A 14,301-nucleotide genomic window follows, 5' to 3' on the forward strand; every position below is an offset into this window, starting at 1 on the left:
GTCTAGAAGCGGGTCATGCCGTGACGAGCGGCGTCGGCGGGGGTGCCGGGGTAGACGTCGAGATGGGTCGATGCGGCGTCGATGCCGATGGTGAGGAGCGTCTCCCACTGCTCATGGGAGGGCTTGTCGAGCTCGGGACGCATGCACACGGCGGCGCCCTCGCCGTCGTCGCCGCACATCGCGGCGGCGCGTCCGAGCGGGTCGAGGCCGGTCATGCCGGCCTTCATCGCGGCCAGGTGCGAGTAGCGCTCGGCCGTGGTCGAGTCGGCCGGCATCGTGTCGCCCGCCGAGAGTCCGTGATCGAGGAAGTGGTTGGTGTGCAGCAGCCAGCCGTCGTCCCCCGGGCGCACGACGGCGACGCCGGCGGGGGAGACCTCGACCGAAGCGGCCTGCGGCGCGCGGTCCGCCGTGCCGCGCTCGGTCACGGTGAAAACGGTGGAGGCGCTCACCGTCGCCGAGGCGGCCAGGGCGATCGCGTCGGCCACGGTGTCGGCCTCGTCGATGATGCGGCGTGCGATCGCGTGCACAGGCACGCCGCCGGTTGCGGCGTCCTCGCGATGGCTGAGGATGTTGAAGTGCAGGCCGAGGCCTGCGCTGTTCACGCCGATCTTGGCCGCGGTGCCGAACTCGGTGAACAGCTTGGCGCGCCGGCCTGCGGCGGGGGCGTAGTCGAGCAGCAGCCCGAAGGGCACAAGTGTCGCGTGCCAGTCCCAGGTCTGGATGGTCTCGGCGCTGCCCGTCGAGGGCACGTGCACCGCGGTGGAGCACTCGCCCTCGCGCTGCGGCTCGGCGGCCGCGAGGATCTCGGTGCGCGCGCCGACGGCGGCGACGAGGAGACGGTCCACGCCGGCCGCATCCGCCATCGCATCCGATTCCTCGGCGAGGGGGGCGTGCCACTGCCGCAGCAGATTGTGGCTGCGGCGAGCGATCTCGTCGGCGAGGTCGAGGTCGATCCCGAGGTCGGCGAAGTGCGCGCGGTACAGCGCGGCACTGCGGCGGACCGCCTCGGGATGGGTGCGCCCGATCGACCGGCCCCGCTCGCGCGGGTCGGTGCTGCTGCTGGTGAGCGTGAGAAGCCGCATCGGTCTCCAATGTCCATGCTGTGCGGTGCGACGGGCCGTCCTTGGCCTCGTGCGGGTGCTGTGGAAAGCACGTTAGGAACATAAAACGTTTTATGCAAGACGGTGATGCGGAATCCTCGCCGCCGCCACTCCGACGGATCAGGCGACGGATATCGTGCAGGCGCGATCCGATGCGGAATCGGCGGGACGGATCCGGTTCGCGTAGCATCCGAGCATGGTCCAGGGGCACGGCATCACGATCCGCGACGTGGCCCGTCGCGCCGGCGTCTCGATCACCGCCGTGTCGCACGCGCTGAACGGCAAGGGCACGCTGTCGGAGGCCACGCGCGAACGGGTCGTGCGCGTGGCCGAGGAGATGGGCTACCAGGCGGACGCCATGGCGCGCGGGCTGCGCAGCTCGTCGATCGGGGCGATCGGACTCGTGTTCCGCTCGCTCGATGCGCTCGCGGACTACCGCCCGAGCGGCGTCGACGTGTTCATGCGCTTCGCCGGGGAGCTGTCGGCGCAGGCGCTCGCACGGGGGCTCAGCGTCGTGCTCGTGCCCGACCTCACGCGTACTCCGATCCCGCCGCTGGCGTTCTCGCTCGACGGGTACATCGTCTCCAATCCGCATCGTGACGACGCCGTGGTGGCGCTGCTCGAGCGCCGCGGCATCCCCTGCGTCGCACAGGGCAGCGTGCCAGGCCGCCCCGACTTCGTCGACTGGATCTCGGAGGATGACGCTGCGGCGATGCGGCGGCTGCTCGACCACCTCGGGAAGGCGGGAGCGCGCTCGATCGTGCTCGCGCACGGGACGGATCCGAACTCGTGGAATCTGGACAGCATCGAGGCCTACACGACGTGGTGCGCGGAGCACGGCGTGACGCCCAGACTGCTCGCGCAGCCCGAGCGCACGGGGCTGGACGGCGGCGCCGAGATCGCGGCGCGCGTGCTGGCCGAAGGCCTGCCCGACGCGCTCGTCTGCATGACGGGCAGGCACGCGGCCGGCGCGGAGCAGGCGCTTCTCGACGCGGGCATCGCGGTGCCGGGGCAGGTCATGATCGCGACCGGATCCGACTCGGCGCACGCGCGCGCGGCGCGTCCGGCGATCACGGCGATCGAGATGACGCCGCGGGAGACCGGCATCGCCCTCCTGGACGCGCTGGAGGAGCTCATGGCGGGGCGCACGCCGGCCACGCCGCGGCGCACCGTGAGCGTGCTTCGCACGCGCGGTTCGACCGCGCGCGGCGTCAGTCGAGCGTGAGCACGAACCCGTCGCCGTCCACCGTCACCGTGACGTGCGTCAGGTCGGCGACGACCGCGTCCGGGGAGTGCGCCGCGGACCCGGTGCCGACGCCGATCACGCGCATCCCCGCCGCCCGGGCGGCCTGTATTCCGGCTCCGGAATCCTCGAAGACGATGCAGTCCGCCGGATCCACGCCGAGCCGGGTCGCGCCGAGCAGGAATCCCTCCGGATCCGGCTTGGAAGCGCTCACGTGCTCGGCGGTCACCGGGCCCGCCGGCACATCGAGCTCGGCGGCGCCCATGCGCACGCGCATGAGCCGGTCGTCGGCCGAGGTGACGATCGCATGCGGGAAGGGCGCGAGGGCCTCCAGGAACGCGGCGGCGCCCGGGATCTCGATGACGCCGTCCACGTCTCCGCTCTCGGCGGCGAGCATCATGCGGTTCTCGGCGAGGTTCTCCTCGTGCGGACGGTCCGGCAGCATGATCGCCATGCTCTGATGCCCCTGACGTCCGTGCACCACGCTGAGCACGAAGTCCGGGTCGAGGTCGTGCGGCTCAGCCCAGGCCAGCCACAGCCGCTCCACGACCGCGGTCGAGTCGACGAGCGTGCCGTCCATGTCGAGCAGGGCGGCGCGGGCGCGGAAAGTCTGGGTCATGCTTCCAGGGTAGTGGCGGCTCCGCCGCACGCTCCGCGAGCAGCGAGAGCGCCGGCCATAGGCTGGACCTGACGAGGGAGGGCAGCGGGATGCGAGCCGAGTGGGAGCGACTGATTCAGCGACTGCGGGTCGCGCGCGCCTCGGCGACGCTGCGCCAGATGCGCGAGACCGACGCGCTGCTCACCGGGGCGGTCGCGCTGGTGGTCGGCTTCCTCGTGGCCTTCGTGATCTTCTGGCATCGCACCCTCTCCATCACCGGCCCGTGGTCCGTCGGGGCGGTCGCCGCCATCGGCGGCGCCGCCGTGGCCGTGCTGGGCTTCTCCGCCGGTCGCATCGGGCTGCGCATGGAAGGGGCCGAGGCGCCCGAGAAGCAGGATCCGAACGCCGCGAACGACGGCTTCACGACCCCCGGGCAAAAGCTGCGCTGGTACGAACTGACCGCGATCGCGCTCGCCCACGGCGCGGTCGCGCTGCTCGCGCTGTTCGGACTCGCGGCTCTGCTCGAGGCGGGCTTCCGCGACGCTCCGGTCTTCCCGTTCCCGGGCGCCGTGCTCGTCGCCGTCGCGCTCGCCCTCACCGCCTACGTCTGCTACCTCAGTGCGATCGCGCTGAGCCCCACCTCGATCTCGCTGATCCTCGCGATCTTCCTCGTGATCGGCGCCCTCACCGCGATGCTCGAGGCGACGGATCCGCACTGGTGGCGCGACAACCTCTCCGCGCTGGGGATGTCGAGCAACGCCTCGTCACCCGCCTTCAACGGCACCCTCATCGTCGCGGGCGTGATGGTCACGACGATCGCCCGCTACGCCACGGCTGCGCTCCCCGTGCCGGAGCCGAGGGACGAGCGGGGGCGCACGATCGTGCGCGTGGCGCTCATCCTGATCGGGATCCTGCTCGCCTGCGTCGGGATCTTCCCGGTCGATCGCTTCTTCCTGCTGCACAACACCGTGGCGACCGGCATGGCGGTGTGCTTCGCCGCGGTCGTGATCGGGCTGCCGTGGTTCCTGCGCCGGATCTCGCGCGTGTTCGTCGCGCTCGGCTGGGTGTACGTGCTGGTGATCGCGCTGCTCGGCGTGTTCTTCGCGACCGGCTATTACAACCTCACCGCGGTCGAGCTCATCGCCGCGGTGCTGATCTTCAGCTGGATCATCGTGTTCCTGCGCACCGCCGGCGCCGACCACGGGCCGTGGGACGCCGAGCGCGTCGTGCGTGCGGAGGCGTCCGCGCGGAACTGAGCGGCGGGCGCCGGTCAGCCGCCGGAGCGCTGCTCGTCCAGCACGGCGGCGAGCCGCTCGATCTCGCTCCTGCCCGCCTCGTCGACCGTCAGCGACATGATCGACGACATGGCCAGCAGCACCTCGAACTCGCGCGGATCGCGCGGCTTGCCGAACAGCGAGGTGCGCTCCTTGATGCGGATCTCGCGGTAGGTGGACGCCGGGTTGCGGGCGGTCTCGAGCTTGCCCTGGTGCTTGAACTTCGTCACGGTCGCGCCGTCGTACACGATCGATTCGCCATCGGCGCCGGAGACCTCGATGCTGCTCGTCATGCGCAGATTCTAGGGGTCAGGATCCTCCGGCCGGAACGACGAGAGCCGGTCCATGTCGATGTCCGTCCCGCGGGCCGGGACCGCAACCGCGGAGGCTGTTCTCGCAAGGCGGATCCGGATCCCTTCGCGCAATGACATGTCCGGCGCGCTCGGCGACAACCCTCCTCGCCGGCACCCGACGACAATGGGAGCATCGACCGTCGTCCGCACACTCGAAGGAGAGACCGATGACCGACACGTCCGCTGTGTCCGCGCTGCTCGACCGCATCCAGGCGCCCGAGGGCTCCGGCCGCGACATCCCCGATGCCGCCACGCGCGAGATCATCGGCCGCGCACCCGTGCAGACCGTCGCCGATCTCGACGACGCGATCGCCCGCGCCAAGGCCGCGCAGCCCGCGTGGGAGGCGCTCGGTCACGCGAAGCGGAGCGAGCTGCTGCTCGCGGCGGCCGATGCGATCGACGCGAACGCGGAGGCGCTCGCCCAGCTGCTCTCCCGTGAGCAGGGCAAGCCGCTGAACGGCCCGAACGCGCGGTTCGAGCTGGGCGCGTGCTCGGCGTGGCTGCGCACGAACGCGACCACCGTGCTCGAGCCCGAGGTGCTCGTGGACGACGAGAGCCTGCATGCCGAGCTCGTCTACAAGCCCGCCGGCGTGGTCGGCGCCATCGGCCCGTGGAACTGGCCGCTCATGATCACCATCTGGCAGATCGGCCCGTCGTTGCGGATGGGGAACACCGTGGTCGCCAAGCCGAGCGAGTACACCCCCCTGAGCGTGCTGGCGATGCTGGCGGTCATGAACGAGGTGCTGCCCGCCGACGTGCTCATCGGGATCTCCGGCGACCGCGAGGTCGGCGCGCGGATCGCGTCGCATCCCGACATCGACAAGATCATGTTCACCGGATCCACGGCCACCGGCCGCAAGATCATCGAGAGCTCGGCAGGCAACCTCGCCCGGCTCACGCTCGAGCTCGGCGGCAACGACGCCGGCATCGTGCTGCCGGGGACGGATCCGTCTGCGATCGCCGAAGACCTGTTCTGGGGCGCGTTCATCAACACCGGGCAGACCTGTGCGGCCATGAAGCGGCTCTACGTGCACGACTCGCTGTACGACGAGGTGGTCGACGCGCTCGCCGGCATCGCCGCGAACGTGCCGATCGGCAACGGCCTGGACGAGAACAACGTGCTGGGCCCGCTGCAGAACAAGCAGCAGTTCGACATCGTGTCGCGCCTCGTCGAGGACGCGAAGGCGCGCGGCGCCCGCATCGTGACGGGCGGCGAGGCGGCTCCCGAGCTCGGCGAGCTGTTCTACCGGCCGACGATCGTGGCGGACATCGACAACGACGCCGCGCTCGTGCAGGAGGAGCAGTTCGGGCCGGCGCTGCCGATCATCCGCTACTCCGACGTCGACGAGGCGTTCGCGCTCGCCAACGCGGTCGATGTGGGCCTCGGCGCCTCGGTGTGGTCGAGCGACCCTGAGGCGGCCCGCGAAGCCGCGACCCGGATGCAGTCCGGCACGGTGTGGATCAACTCGCACGGCGGGCTGCACCCGATGGTGCCGTTCGGCGGGGTGAAGAGCTCGGGCTACGGCCTCGAGTTCGGCGTGGCGGGCCTCAAGTCCGTCGCCGTGCCGCAGGTCGTCTCCGGCCCCGGCCGGAAGGCCTAGACCATGGCCCGCTCCGCGATCGTCGTCGGAGCCGGCACCTCGGGCAGCATCGTCACCCGGCGTCTCGTGGACGCGGGGTACGACGTGACGCTCATCGAGGCCGGCGGGTACGACACCAACCCCGCGATCCACGACCCGTCCCGTGCGGGCGAGCTCTGGCACGCCGCAGAAGACTGGGACTACTTCACCGTGCCGCAGGACCATGCGGCCGGGCGCCGGCTGCACCTGCCGCGCGGGAAGGTGACCGGCGGATCCCATGCGCTGAACGCGATGATCTGGGTGCGCTGCGCGGCGAGCGACTTCGACGGCTGGGAGCGCTCCGGCGCCACCGGCTGGGGCTGGTCCGACGTGCTGCCCGTGTACGAGGCGATCGAGAACGACCTGCTGCCGGTGACGGACGACTACCCGCTCGTGCCGATCCAGCAGTCGATCATCGACGCCGCCGTCGAGGAGGGGCTGGAGCACAACCCCGACTACAACGGCGGCACGCTCGACGGCGTCTCGCAGGAGCAGGTCACGATGCGCGACGGCCAGCGCGTCAACACGTGGATGGCGTATGTTCGTCCCGTCGAGGACGCCCCGAACCTGCGCATCGTCACCGACGCCGAGGTCGCGACTGTGATCGTCGACGACGGCGTTGCCGTGGGCGTGCGGCTGAGCGACGGATCCGAGCTTCGTGCGGATGAGGTGATCCTCGCCGCCGGCGCACTGGGCAGCCCCGCGATCCTGCTGCGCAGTGGCATCGGACCGCGCGCGGACCTCGAAGCCCTCGGCATCGAGGTGCTCCGCGACGTGCCGGCGGTCGGCGCGAACCTGCACGACCACCTGCTGTCCCCGGTGATCTTCACGACCGCGCAGCCCGTGGGCGCGCCGCAGCCGGGTGTCTCGGTGACGCAGACGCACCTGTTCTGGCGGTCGCGCGACGACCTCGCCGAGCCCGACACGCAGCCGATCCACTTCTCGGTGCCGATGTGGGGCGAGCTCGAGCCGCGGCCCGGTGCGCACGGGCCGGGCGACGGCTTCACGCTCATGGCGGGGCTGGTGACGCCGCACAGCCGCGGCGCGCTGCGCCTGTCGGGCCCCGGCGTCGAGGACCCGCTCCTCATCGACCTCGCGGCCCTGGAAGACGACCGCGACGTGGCCGCGCTCGCCGCGTCCGTGCGCCAGGCGCGCCGGATCGGCGCCCGGCCGGCCCTCGCGGGGGAGTGGGGCGCGATCGAGGCCTACCCCGGAGCGGAGGTGCCGGACGCCGACGTCGAGGACTGGGTGCGCCGCACCGCGATCACCTACCACCACCAGGTCGGCACGTGCCGGATGGGATCGGATCCGGATGCTGTCGTGGATCCGCGCCTGCGCGTGAACGGCGTCGCGGGGCTCCGCGTGATCGATGCCTCGGTCATGCCGACGATCACCACGGGCAACACGAACGCCCCGGCCGCCGTGATCGGCGAGCGCGGCGTGCGGTTCCTGCTCGAAGACGCGGACTAGGAGCGTGTGCGGCCGGGCTCGTCAGCGGGCCTGGCCGCGCAGCTCCGCGAGCAGGGCCTGCAGCCCCGCCTCGATGCGCTCGTCTCCGGCGACCTCGGGCAGCAGCACCGACACCATCTGCCAGCCGGCGTTGCGCGAGGCGACCTCGCCGACCGCCGTGTCGATGTCGATGTGCGCGCCGAGCTCGCCGTCCTCGCGCGCCTCGACGAGGAAGCGGCGGAACTGGTCCCGCCAGCGCTGGTTGTTCTCGCGGTGGATCTGGGTGACCCTCGTGTCCTGCGAGGCGTGGTCCCAGAAGGCGATGACGACGCGGGCGTACTTGGGACCGAGGTCTCCGAACGGGAGGATCTCGCGGCACATCTGCTCGAGGGCGTCGAGGCCGCGCTTGCCCGCGACCTCGGTGAGGATCCGGCCGTTGGCCTGCACGTGGAGGCGGACGAAGGACGCCGTGAGCAGACTCTCCTTGGTGGGGAAATAGCGGGCGATCGCGCCGTGGGTGTAGCCGGCCTCGGCAGCGATCTGGCGCATCGTGAGCCGTTCGAAGCCCTCCCTGGCGATCACCTTGGTGGCCGCATCCGCGATGTGGTCCCGCCGTTCGTCGTGGTCAACGATCTTGGGCACGTCAGTCCTCCTCCGATGCTGATGATCCTAGGGGGAGCGGAGACGGAGAGCCGCCCCATCTTTCGCGGCCACTTGGACACGTAAGATTCCGAAACATCTTGACAACACTATCTCCTTGCTGGATATTTAAGTGACCAAGTGGTGATTAAAGACGATGAAGTCGCACCGCAGCGACGCCTCCGCTCCCAGATCCCATCCCTCGTTCTGACAGGAAGCACACATGCACATCACGCGCGCACTCCGTGTCGCCGCCGCGGTCGTCGCCGTCGGCGCGGCCGCCGCCCTCGCCGGCTGCTCGTCCTCTTCCGGAAGCACCGAACCGGGGAAGAAGGGCGATCTCACCACGGTCAAGGTCGCCACGATCGGCCTCACCTCCGATGGCAGCCTGCTGACCGGGATGGCGAAGGGGTTCTTCGCCGACGAGGGCCTCAAGGTCGAGACCTCGATCGTCGCGAACCCGCCCGCCGGTCTCGCCGCTGCGCAGAGCGGACAGGTCGACATCGCCTACTCGCCCAGCATCCCGCTGCTCAATGCACTCAGCCAGGGCGTGAAGATGAAGGTCGTCGCACCCGCCGACGGCTACCCGGACGCGGCGACCAGCGCCTCGGACCCCGCGGCGTTCGACGACACCGGCCTGTTCGCGAGCGCGACCAGCGGCATCACGTCCGTGAAGGAGCTGGCCGGCAAGACGATCGCGATCCCGGCCCGCAAGGCTCAGCTCGAGGTGGTCATCGCCGAGCAGCTCAAGAAGAACGGCATCGACCCCGCGACGGGTGTGAAATGGGTCGTGCTCGACTTCACCTCGGCCGTCGCCGCGCTGAAGAGCGGCAACGTCGACGCGGCGGGACTGGTCAGCCCCTTCACCGCGCAGGCGCTCTCCGCGGGGAACCCCCAGCTCGCCGCGCCGTCGATCGGTTTCTTCGAGACCGGTGCGACGGGCCTGTGGACGACGGGCGATGCGACCGCGACCTCGAAGAAGGACGTCGTCAGCGCGTTCCAGCGCGCGATCGCGAAGTCCAACGAGTACGCCACCGCGCATCCCGAGGAGGCGATCAAGGCCGGCCTCGCCTACACGAAGTCGACGCTCTCGGTCGATCAGGTCAAGGTCCCGGTCTGGCCGGCGACCGTCACGGACGAGGACCTGCAGCGTCCCGACGACAAGATGGTGGGTCTCGGGTTCCTGAAGAAGCCGGTCGACCTCACGGGCGTCATCCTCACGAAGTGACGGCCATGACCCGCTCCCGCATCCTCCCCGCGCTGCTCGGCGCCGCCGGTGCGCTGACCGCACTCGTGGTGTGGCAGCTCGCGGCGACGGTCGGCCCGCTCGCCGGCGCGCCGCTGCCCTCCGCCCTCGAGGCGCTGGGCGCGGCGGGCCGGCTCCTGGGCACGCCGCAGCTCTGGCAGGCGACGGCGGACACCCTGGCCATGGCCCTCAGCGGCCTCATCGCCGCCGCCCTCGTCGGCGTGCTGCTGGGCATCGCGATCGGATCCTCTCCGCTCGCCATGCACGCGACCAGGGTGCCGCTGGAGTTCCTCAAGCCGATCCCGCCCATCGTGATCCTCCCGGTCGTGGTGCTCGTGCTCGGCCCCACCTCGGGTATGGGGACCTTCCTCGTCTTCTTCGGCTCGTTCATCGCGATCGCGGTGCAGTCCTCCGCCGGGGTCTTCGACACCGATCCCGTGGCCCGCGCGACGGGCGCCTCCTACGGGATGAGTCGCGCGGAGATCCTCACCCGGATCGTGATCCCGAGCGCGCTGCCCTACATCGGCACCGCGCTGCGCGTCGCGGCCCCCACCTCGCTCGTCATCGCCGTCGTCGCCGGCCTCCTCGGGGGAGGCCCGGGACTCGGCCAGAGCCTGCTCATGTCGCAGATCTCCGGCAACCAGCCCGAACTGTTCGGCTACGTGCTGATCCTCGGCGTGCTCGGCCTGCTCATCCAGGGGCTCAGCCAGTGGGGCGAGCGGCGTCTGCTGCACTGGCACCCGCAGTACCGGAAGGCGGAACACGCATGACCCTCACCACCTCCGTGCAGACCGGTGCGCGGCTCCGCCGCGGCCGCCGGCTGAGTTCCTCTCCGCGCTGGCTGCTGATCCTCGTCGAGATCGCGGTCCCGGTCGTCCTCATCGCGCTGTGGTGGATCGCCTCGGCCGGATCCACGAACACGTTCTTCCCGCCGCTGTCCGCGATCCTCGCGCGCCTGGGCGAGCTGATCGGAACGCCCGCGTTCCTCGGCGACATCGGCATCTCCGTGCTGAATCTGGCCGTGTCCTTCCTCATCGCCACGGTCATCGGCGTGCTGCTGGGGTGCGCGCTCGGACTCATCGCCCCGCTCAGCTGGTTCGTCGAGCCGACGATCCACTTCTTCCGGGCGATCCCGCCGGTCGCGCTCGTGCCGATCTTCGTGTCGCTCATCGGCTTCGGCAACGGCACGCGCATCCTCTCGATCTCGCTCGCCGCGCTCTTCCCGATCCTCATCTCGACGATCGACGGCGTGCGCGCGGGGGAGCCCACCCTGCTGATGGTGGGACGGGTCTACCGGCTCACCCGCGCGGAGCGGCTGTTCCAGGTGACGCTGCCGGCCGCGAGCCCTCGGATCCTGTCCGGCATGCAGGTGAGCCTCATCACCGCGTTCGTCGTGATGATCGCGAGCGAGATGCTCGGATCCTCGGCGGGCCTCGGGGCCGCGACGTTGCTCGCGCAGCAGTCCTTCGCGATCGCCGACATGTGGGCCGGCATCATCGTCCTCGGCGTGCTCGGCTACCTGTCCACCGCCCTGTTCGTCCTGTTCCGCCGCGCGGTCCTGCGCTGGTACATCGCCTCACAACAACTGGAGAAGAGCGAATGAGCATCACCACCAGCCCCCGGCTCAGCGTCCAGGGCCTCGCCAAGACCTATCGCACCAAGGGCGGCGACGTCCCGGTCATCGCGGATCTCACGTTCGACGTGCAGGCGGGCGAGGTGGCCTGCATCGTCGGGCCGTCCGGCATCGGCAAGACCACGCTGCTGAAGTGCCTCACCGGCCTGCAGCCGATCACGTCCGGATCCGCCCGCATCGACGGCGTCGAGATCGACGGGCCTCCCGAGGAGATGGCGCTCGTCTTCCAGGAGTACACGCGCTCGCTCATGCCGTGGCTCACGGTCGAGAAGAACGTGCGGCTGCCGCTCCGGCACCTCCGGCTGAGCACCGCGGAGCGGGAGGAGCGCATCGCGTCGGCGCTCGCCGCGGTCGGGCTCGCCGGTGCGGGCGCGAAGTATCCGTGGCAGCTCTCCGGCGGCATGCAGCAGCGCGTCGCGATCGCCCGCGCGATCGCCTACCGTCCCGAGGTGCTCGTGATGGACGAGCCGTTCGCCTCCGTCGATGCGCAGACCCGGTTCGAGCTCGAGGATCTGTGCCTGCGGATCCGCGAGCAGTTCGGCATGACGATCCTGGTCGTGACGCACGACATCGACGAGGCCGTGTACCTCTCGGATCGCGTCATCGTGCTCGGCGAGCGGCCCGCGCGCGTGACCGAGACCATCGAGATCGACTTCGGCGGCCCCCGCGACCAGCTGGAGACGCGGGCCACGGCGGAGTTCGCCGAGCTCCGCACCCGCATCTTCGGTCTCATCCGGAAGGCGGGCTGAATGGACCCCGCGGCACGCGGCTACGAGGGCTTCGCCGGGCGCGTCGGAGAGTTCACGTCCGAGTCGGATCCCTCGTGGCGCCCCCGGCCGACCGCCGCGGAAGGGGCGCCCAACATCGTCGTCATGCTCGTCGACGACCTCGGGTTCAGCGACCTCGGCCCGTTCGGCGGCGAGATCCGGACGCCGTTCATCGACGGCCTCGCGGCCGACGGCTGGCTGTTCACGAACTACCGCACGGCGCCGATGTGCTCTCCGGCCCGTGCCGCGCTGCTCACCGGGCTGAACCCGCACCGGGCGGGGTTCGGGTTCGTGGCGCACATCGATCCGGGCTACCCCGGTTTCGCCTGCGAGCTGCCCGCCGCCGCCCCCACGCTCGCGGAATCGCTGCGGGCCGGCGGGTACGCGACGTTCATGGTCGGCAAGTGGCACCTCACCCTCGAGTCGCGGCTGCATGACGGGGCGGATCGGTCGTCGTGGCCGCTGCAGCGCGGTTTCGACCGCTACTTCGGTTCGATGGACGGGTTCACGTCCCTGCACCATCCGCATCGGCTCGTGCAGGACAACTCCGTCGTGGACGTCGCAGAGTTCCCTGACGGGTTCTTCCTCACCGACGAACTGACGGATCGTGCGATCGGCATGGTCGACGAGCTCCGCGCGAACGATCGTCGTAAGCCCTTCTTCCTCTACTACGCGCACACCTCGGTGCATGGGCCGATCCAGGCCAAGGAGGAGGACATCGAGCGCTATCGCGGCCGGTACGAGCGCGGCTGGAACGCCGTGCGCGAGGAGCGGTTCGCGCGCCAGCGCGCCCGCGGCATCGTGCCCACGCACGCCGAGCTGCCGGGGGATCCGCTCGCGGACGGAGACCGGATCCCGCACTGGGACGACCTCGGCCCCGAGGAGCGGGCGCTGTTCGCCCGCCACATGGAGGTCTACGCCGCCGCTGTCGACGAGATCGATCAGAGCGTCGGCCGCCTGCTCGCCCGGCTCGATGAACTCGGCGAGCGCGAGAACACGATCATCGTGATCGCGAGTGACAACGGCGGCACCGCCGAGGGAGGTCCGACCGGAACGCGCAGCTACTTCGCGCAGTTCGGCCTGCATGGTGCGGTGCCCGACGGGTGGGTGAACGACGTTCCCCGCGATCTCTCGGAGATCGGCGGACCGCGGTTGTACGGCCAGTACCCGACCGGCTGGGCGCGGGTGTCGAACACGCCGTTCCGGTCATTCAAGTCGAGCACCTACGAAGGCGGGGTGCATGCGCCGCTCGTGATCTCCTGGCCCGCCGGTGCGGCGTCGCCGGGACTCAGGGACCAGTTCGTCTTCGTGTCCGATCTCGCCCCGACCCTGCTCGAACTGGCCGGCGTCGCGCGTCCGGAGCAGTGGAACGGGACGTCCGCACTCGAGGTCGACGGCGACAGCATCGCCGGGATACTCGCGGATCCGGCGGCTCCGGGACGCGAGCAGCAGTACTTCGAGTGCGTCGGCCGGCGCGCGTTCGTCGACGGCGAGTGGAAGGCGGTCTCGCCGATCCCGCCGACGCCCGCGCAGGGCGCCACCGGGGGCACGTGGGAGCTCTACCACCTGCCGAGCGATCCGACCGAGACGCGGGATCGTGCCGAGCATGAGCCCGAGCGGGTGCAGGAGCTCGCGGAGCGCTGGCGCGAGGAGGCCTGGCGCAACACCGTGTTCCCGCTGGACGACGACGGCACGCTGCACTCGGTGCGACCCGGAACCGAGGCCCCGCTCTCGGAGCCTGTCGAGCTCGTGCCGTTCCGACCGCCGCTCGAGCGGTTCCGCTCGGCGCGCCTCACGGTGCTGCGCTCCTTCGAGGTGCACGCCGAGCTCGAACTGGAGCACGGCGCGGAGGGCGTGGTCCTCGCGCACGGCGATCAGGGCGGGGGGTACCTGCTGGCATTGGACGGCGCCGAGCTGCTGCTCTCCTACAACGCGTACGGCGCGATGCGCCGCGTGCGCGCGAGCGCCCCGGAACCCGGCCACCACCGCATCGACCTGCGGGTGCGGGCCGACCTCGGGTTGCGCTGGAGTCTCGCCGTCGATGTCGATGGCACCGAGCGGCTCCGCCTCGACGACATGCCGATGCTCGTCGGCATGGCGCCCTTCACCGGTATCAGCGTCGGTTACGACTACGGCGGCCCCGTGGACTGGGATCTCCACGAACGGCACCGCTCCTACCCGTTCCGCGGCGGCCGGATCCGGTCCCTGCGGTACGTGCCGGGCGAGGCCTCGCCCGAAGACGCGACCGTGCTGCGCGCGATCGAGCAGGAGATGCGCGACCTCGTCGACTGAAGGGCGCTCCTGAGATGCGCGGATCGGGGTCGTTGAGCGAGGACGCCGGAGGCGTCCGAGACGAAACGCGGCGCTCTTGCGGTTGCGG

At 70.8% G+C, this 14,301-nt stretch carries 13 protein-coding genes; 9 read left to right on the top strand and 4 right to left on the bottom strand.

Features of this window, described 5'->3' with window-relative positions:
• Nucleotides 1-2: 2 nt before the first annotated feature.
• The gene (locus tag LXM50_RS16360; RefSeq protein ID WP_233312538.1) at nt 3-1,082 is read right to left on the bottom strand and encodes a C45 family peptidase; all 1,080 of its coding nucleotides are present in this window, start codon (nt 1,080-1,082) and stop codon (nt 3-5) included.
• A 214-nt stretch (nt 1,083-1,296) separates the two neighbouring features.
• Between LXM50_RS16360 and LXM50_RS16365 the strand changes: the two genes are divergently transcribed.
• A complete protein-coding gene (locus tag LXM50_RS16365) occupies nt 1,297-2,325 on the top strand; it encodes a LacI family DNA-binding transcriptional regulator (protein WP_233312539.1) in 1,029 nt (342 codons plus the stop codon).
• Here LXM50_RS16365 and LXM50_RS16370 read toward each other — a convergent pair.
• Nucleotides 2,312-2,962, bottom strand: a complete 651-nt coding sequence (locus LXM50_RS16370) for an HAD-IA family hydrolase (RefSeq protein WP_233312540.1) — start codon at nt 2,960-2,962, stop codon at nt 2,312-2,314. The genes LXM50_RS16365 and LXM50_RS16370 overlap by 14 nt on opposite strands.
• A gap of 89 nt (nt 2,963-3,051) precedes the next feature.
• Here LXM50_RS16370 and LXM50_RS16375 point away from each other — a divergent pair, with 89 nt between their 5' ends.
• Nucleotides 3,052-4,197: a DUF998 domain-containing protein gene (locus tag LXM50_RS16375; protein WP_233312541.1), complete on the top strand. Its 1,146-nt coding sequence runs from the start codon at nt 3,052-3,054 to the stop codon at nt 4,195-4,197.
• Between the two features lie 14 nt (nt 4,198-4,211).
• On the opposite strand, the gene LXM50_RS16380 is transcribed toward LXM50_RS16375, so the two are convergent.
• Nucleotides 4,212-4,508 (bottom strand): hypothetical protein, encoded by a 297-nt coding sequence (locus LXM50_RS16380; protein WP_233312542.1) that lies wholly within the window; start codon nt 4,506-4,508, stop codon nt 4,212-4,214.
• 227 nt (nt 4,509-4,735) lie between these two features.
• Here LXM50_RS16380 and LXM50_RS16385 point away from each other — a divergent pair, with 227 nt between their 5' ends.
• Both LXM50_RS16385 and LXM50_RS16390 read left to right on the top strand, forming a co-directional pair.
• A complete protein-coding gene (locus LXM50_RS16385) occupies nt 4,736-6,169 on the top strand; it encodes an aldehyde dehydrogenase family protein (RefSeq protein WP_233312543.1) in 1,434 nt (477 codons plus the stop codon).
• A 3-nt stretch (nt 6,170-6,172) separates the two neighbouring features.
• Nucleotides 6,173-7,657: a GMC family oxidoreductase gene (locus LXM50_RS16390; RefSeq protein WP_233312544.1), complete on the top strand. Its 1,485-nt coding sequence runs from the start codon at nt 6,173-6,175 to the stop codon at nt 7,655-7,657.
• 21 nt (nt 7,658-7,678) lie between these two features.
• Here the strand turns inward: LXM50_RS16390 and LXM50_RS16395 are convergent, their stop codons facing one another.
• The gene (locus LXM50_RS16395; RefSeq protein ID WP_233312545.1) at nt 7,679-8,278 is read right to left on the bottom strand and encodes a TetR/AcrR family transcriptional regulator; all 600 of its coding nucleotides are present in this window, start codon (nt 8,276-8,278) and stop codon (nt 7,679-7,681) included.
• A gap of 220 nt (nt 8,279-8,498) precedes the next feature.
• Between LXM50_RS16395 and LXM50_RS16400 the strand changes: the two genes are divergently transcribed.
• Genes LXM50_RS16400 through LXM50_RS16420 form a run of 5 tightly spaced genes read left to right on the top strand, consistent with a single transcriptional unit; the run spans nt 8,499 to nt 14,213 of the window.
• The gene (locus LXM50_RS16400; RefSeq protein ID WP_233312546.1) at nt 8,499-9,503 is read left to right on the top strand and encodes an ABC transporter substrate-binding protein; all 1,005 of its coding nucleotides are present in this window, start codon (nt 8,499-8,501) and stop codon (nt 9,501-9,503) included.
• 5 nt (nt 9,504-9,508) lie between these two features.
• Entirely contained in the window at nt 9,509-10,291 is a 783-nt protein-coding gene (locus LXM50_RS16405) for an ABC transporter permease (RefSeq protein WP_233312637.1), read from the top strand.
• Nucleotides 10,288-11,124: an ABC transporter permease gene (locus tag LXM50_RS16410; protein WP_233312547.1), complete on the top strand. Its 837-nt coding sequence runs from the start codon at nt 10,288-10,290 to the stop codon at nt 11,122-11,124. The genes LXM50_RS16405 and LXM50_RS16410 overlap by 4 nt, the downstream gene beginning before the upstream one ends.
• Nucleotides 11,121-11,903: an ABC transporter ATP-binding protein gene (locus LXM50_RS16415; protein WP_233312548.1), complete on the top strand. Its 783-nt coding sequence runs from the start codon at nt 11,121-11,123 to the stop codon at nt 11,901-11,903. Before LXM50_RS16410 ends, LXM50_RS16415 begins: the two co-directional genes overlap by 4 nt.
• A complete protein-coding gene (locus LXM50_RS16420; protein ID WP_233312549.1) occupies nt 11,904-14,213 on the top strand; it encodes an arylsulfatase in 2,310 nt (769 codons plus the stop codon).
• The last annotated feature ends 88 nt before the right edge of the window (nt 14,214-14,301 follow it).

This window comes from Microbacterium sp. Au-Mic1 (assembly GCF_021341785.1).
Lineage (GTDB): Bacteria > Actinomycetota > Actinomycetes > Actinomycetales > Microbacteriaceae > Microbacterium.

Bases quoted from the DNA above. Each gene is read 5' to 3' on its own strand.
- LXM50_RS16405 (WP_233312637.1), top strand. From the start codon at position 9,509: ATGACCCGCTCCCGCATCCTCCCCGCGCTGCTCGGCGCCGCCGGTGCG.
- LXM50_RS16385 (WP_233312543.1), top strand. From the start codon at position 4,736: ATGACCGACACGTCCGCTGTGTCCGCGCTGCTCGACCGCATCCAGGCG.
- LXM50_RS16360 (WP_233312538.1), bottom strand. From the start codon at position 1,082: ATGCGGCTTCTCACGCTCACCAGCAGCAGCACCGACCCGCGCGAGCGG.
- LXM50_RS16365 (WP_233312539.1), top strand. From the start codon at position 1,297: ATGGTCCAGGGGCACGGCATCACGATCCGCGACGTGGCCCGTCGCGCC.
- LXM50_RS16390 (WP_233312544.1), top strand. From the start codon at position 6,173: ATGGCCCGCTCCGCGATCGTCGTCGGAGCCGGCACCTCGGGCAGCATC.
- LXM50_RS16400 (WP_233312546.1), top strand. From the start codon at position 8,499: ATGCACATCACGCGCGCACTCCGTGTCGCCGCCGCGGTCGTCGCCGTC.
- LXM50_RS16380 (WP_233312542.1), bottom strand. From the start codon at position 4,508: ATGACGAGCAGCATCGAGGTCTCCGGCGCCGATGGCGAATCGATCGTG.
- LXM50_RS16410 (WP_233312547.1), top strand. From the start codon at position 10,288: ATGACCCTCACCACCTCCGTGCAGACCGGTGCGCGGCTCCGCCGCGGC.
- LXM50_RS16370 (WP_233312540.1), bottom strand. From the start codon at position 2,962: ATGACCCAGACTTTCCGCGCCCGCGCCGCCCTGCTCGACATGGACGGC.
- LXM50_RS16420 (WP_233312549.1), top strand. From the start codon at position 11,904: ATGGACCCCGCGGCACGCGGCTACGAGGGCTTCGCCGGGCGCGTCGGA.
- LXM50_RS16375 (WP_233312541.1), top strand. From the start codon at position 3,052: ATGCGAGCCGAGTGGGAGCGACTGATTCAGCGACTGCGGGTCGCGCGC.
- LXM50_RS16415 (WP_233312548.1), top strand. From the start codon at position 11,121: ATGAGCATCACCACCAGCCCCCGGCTCAGCGTCCAGGGCCTCGCCAAG.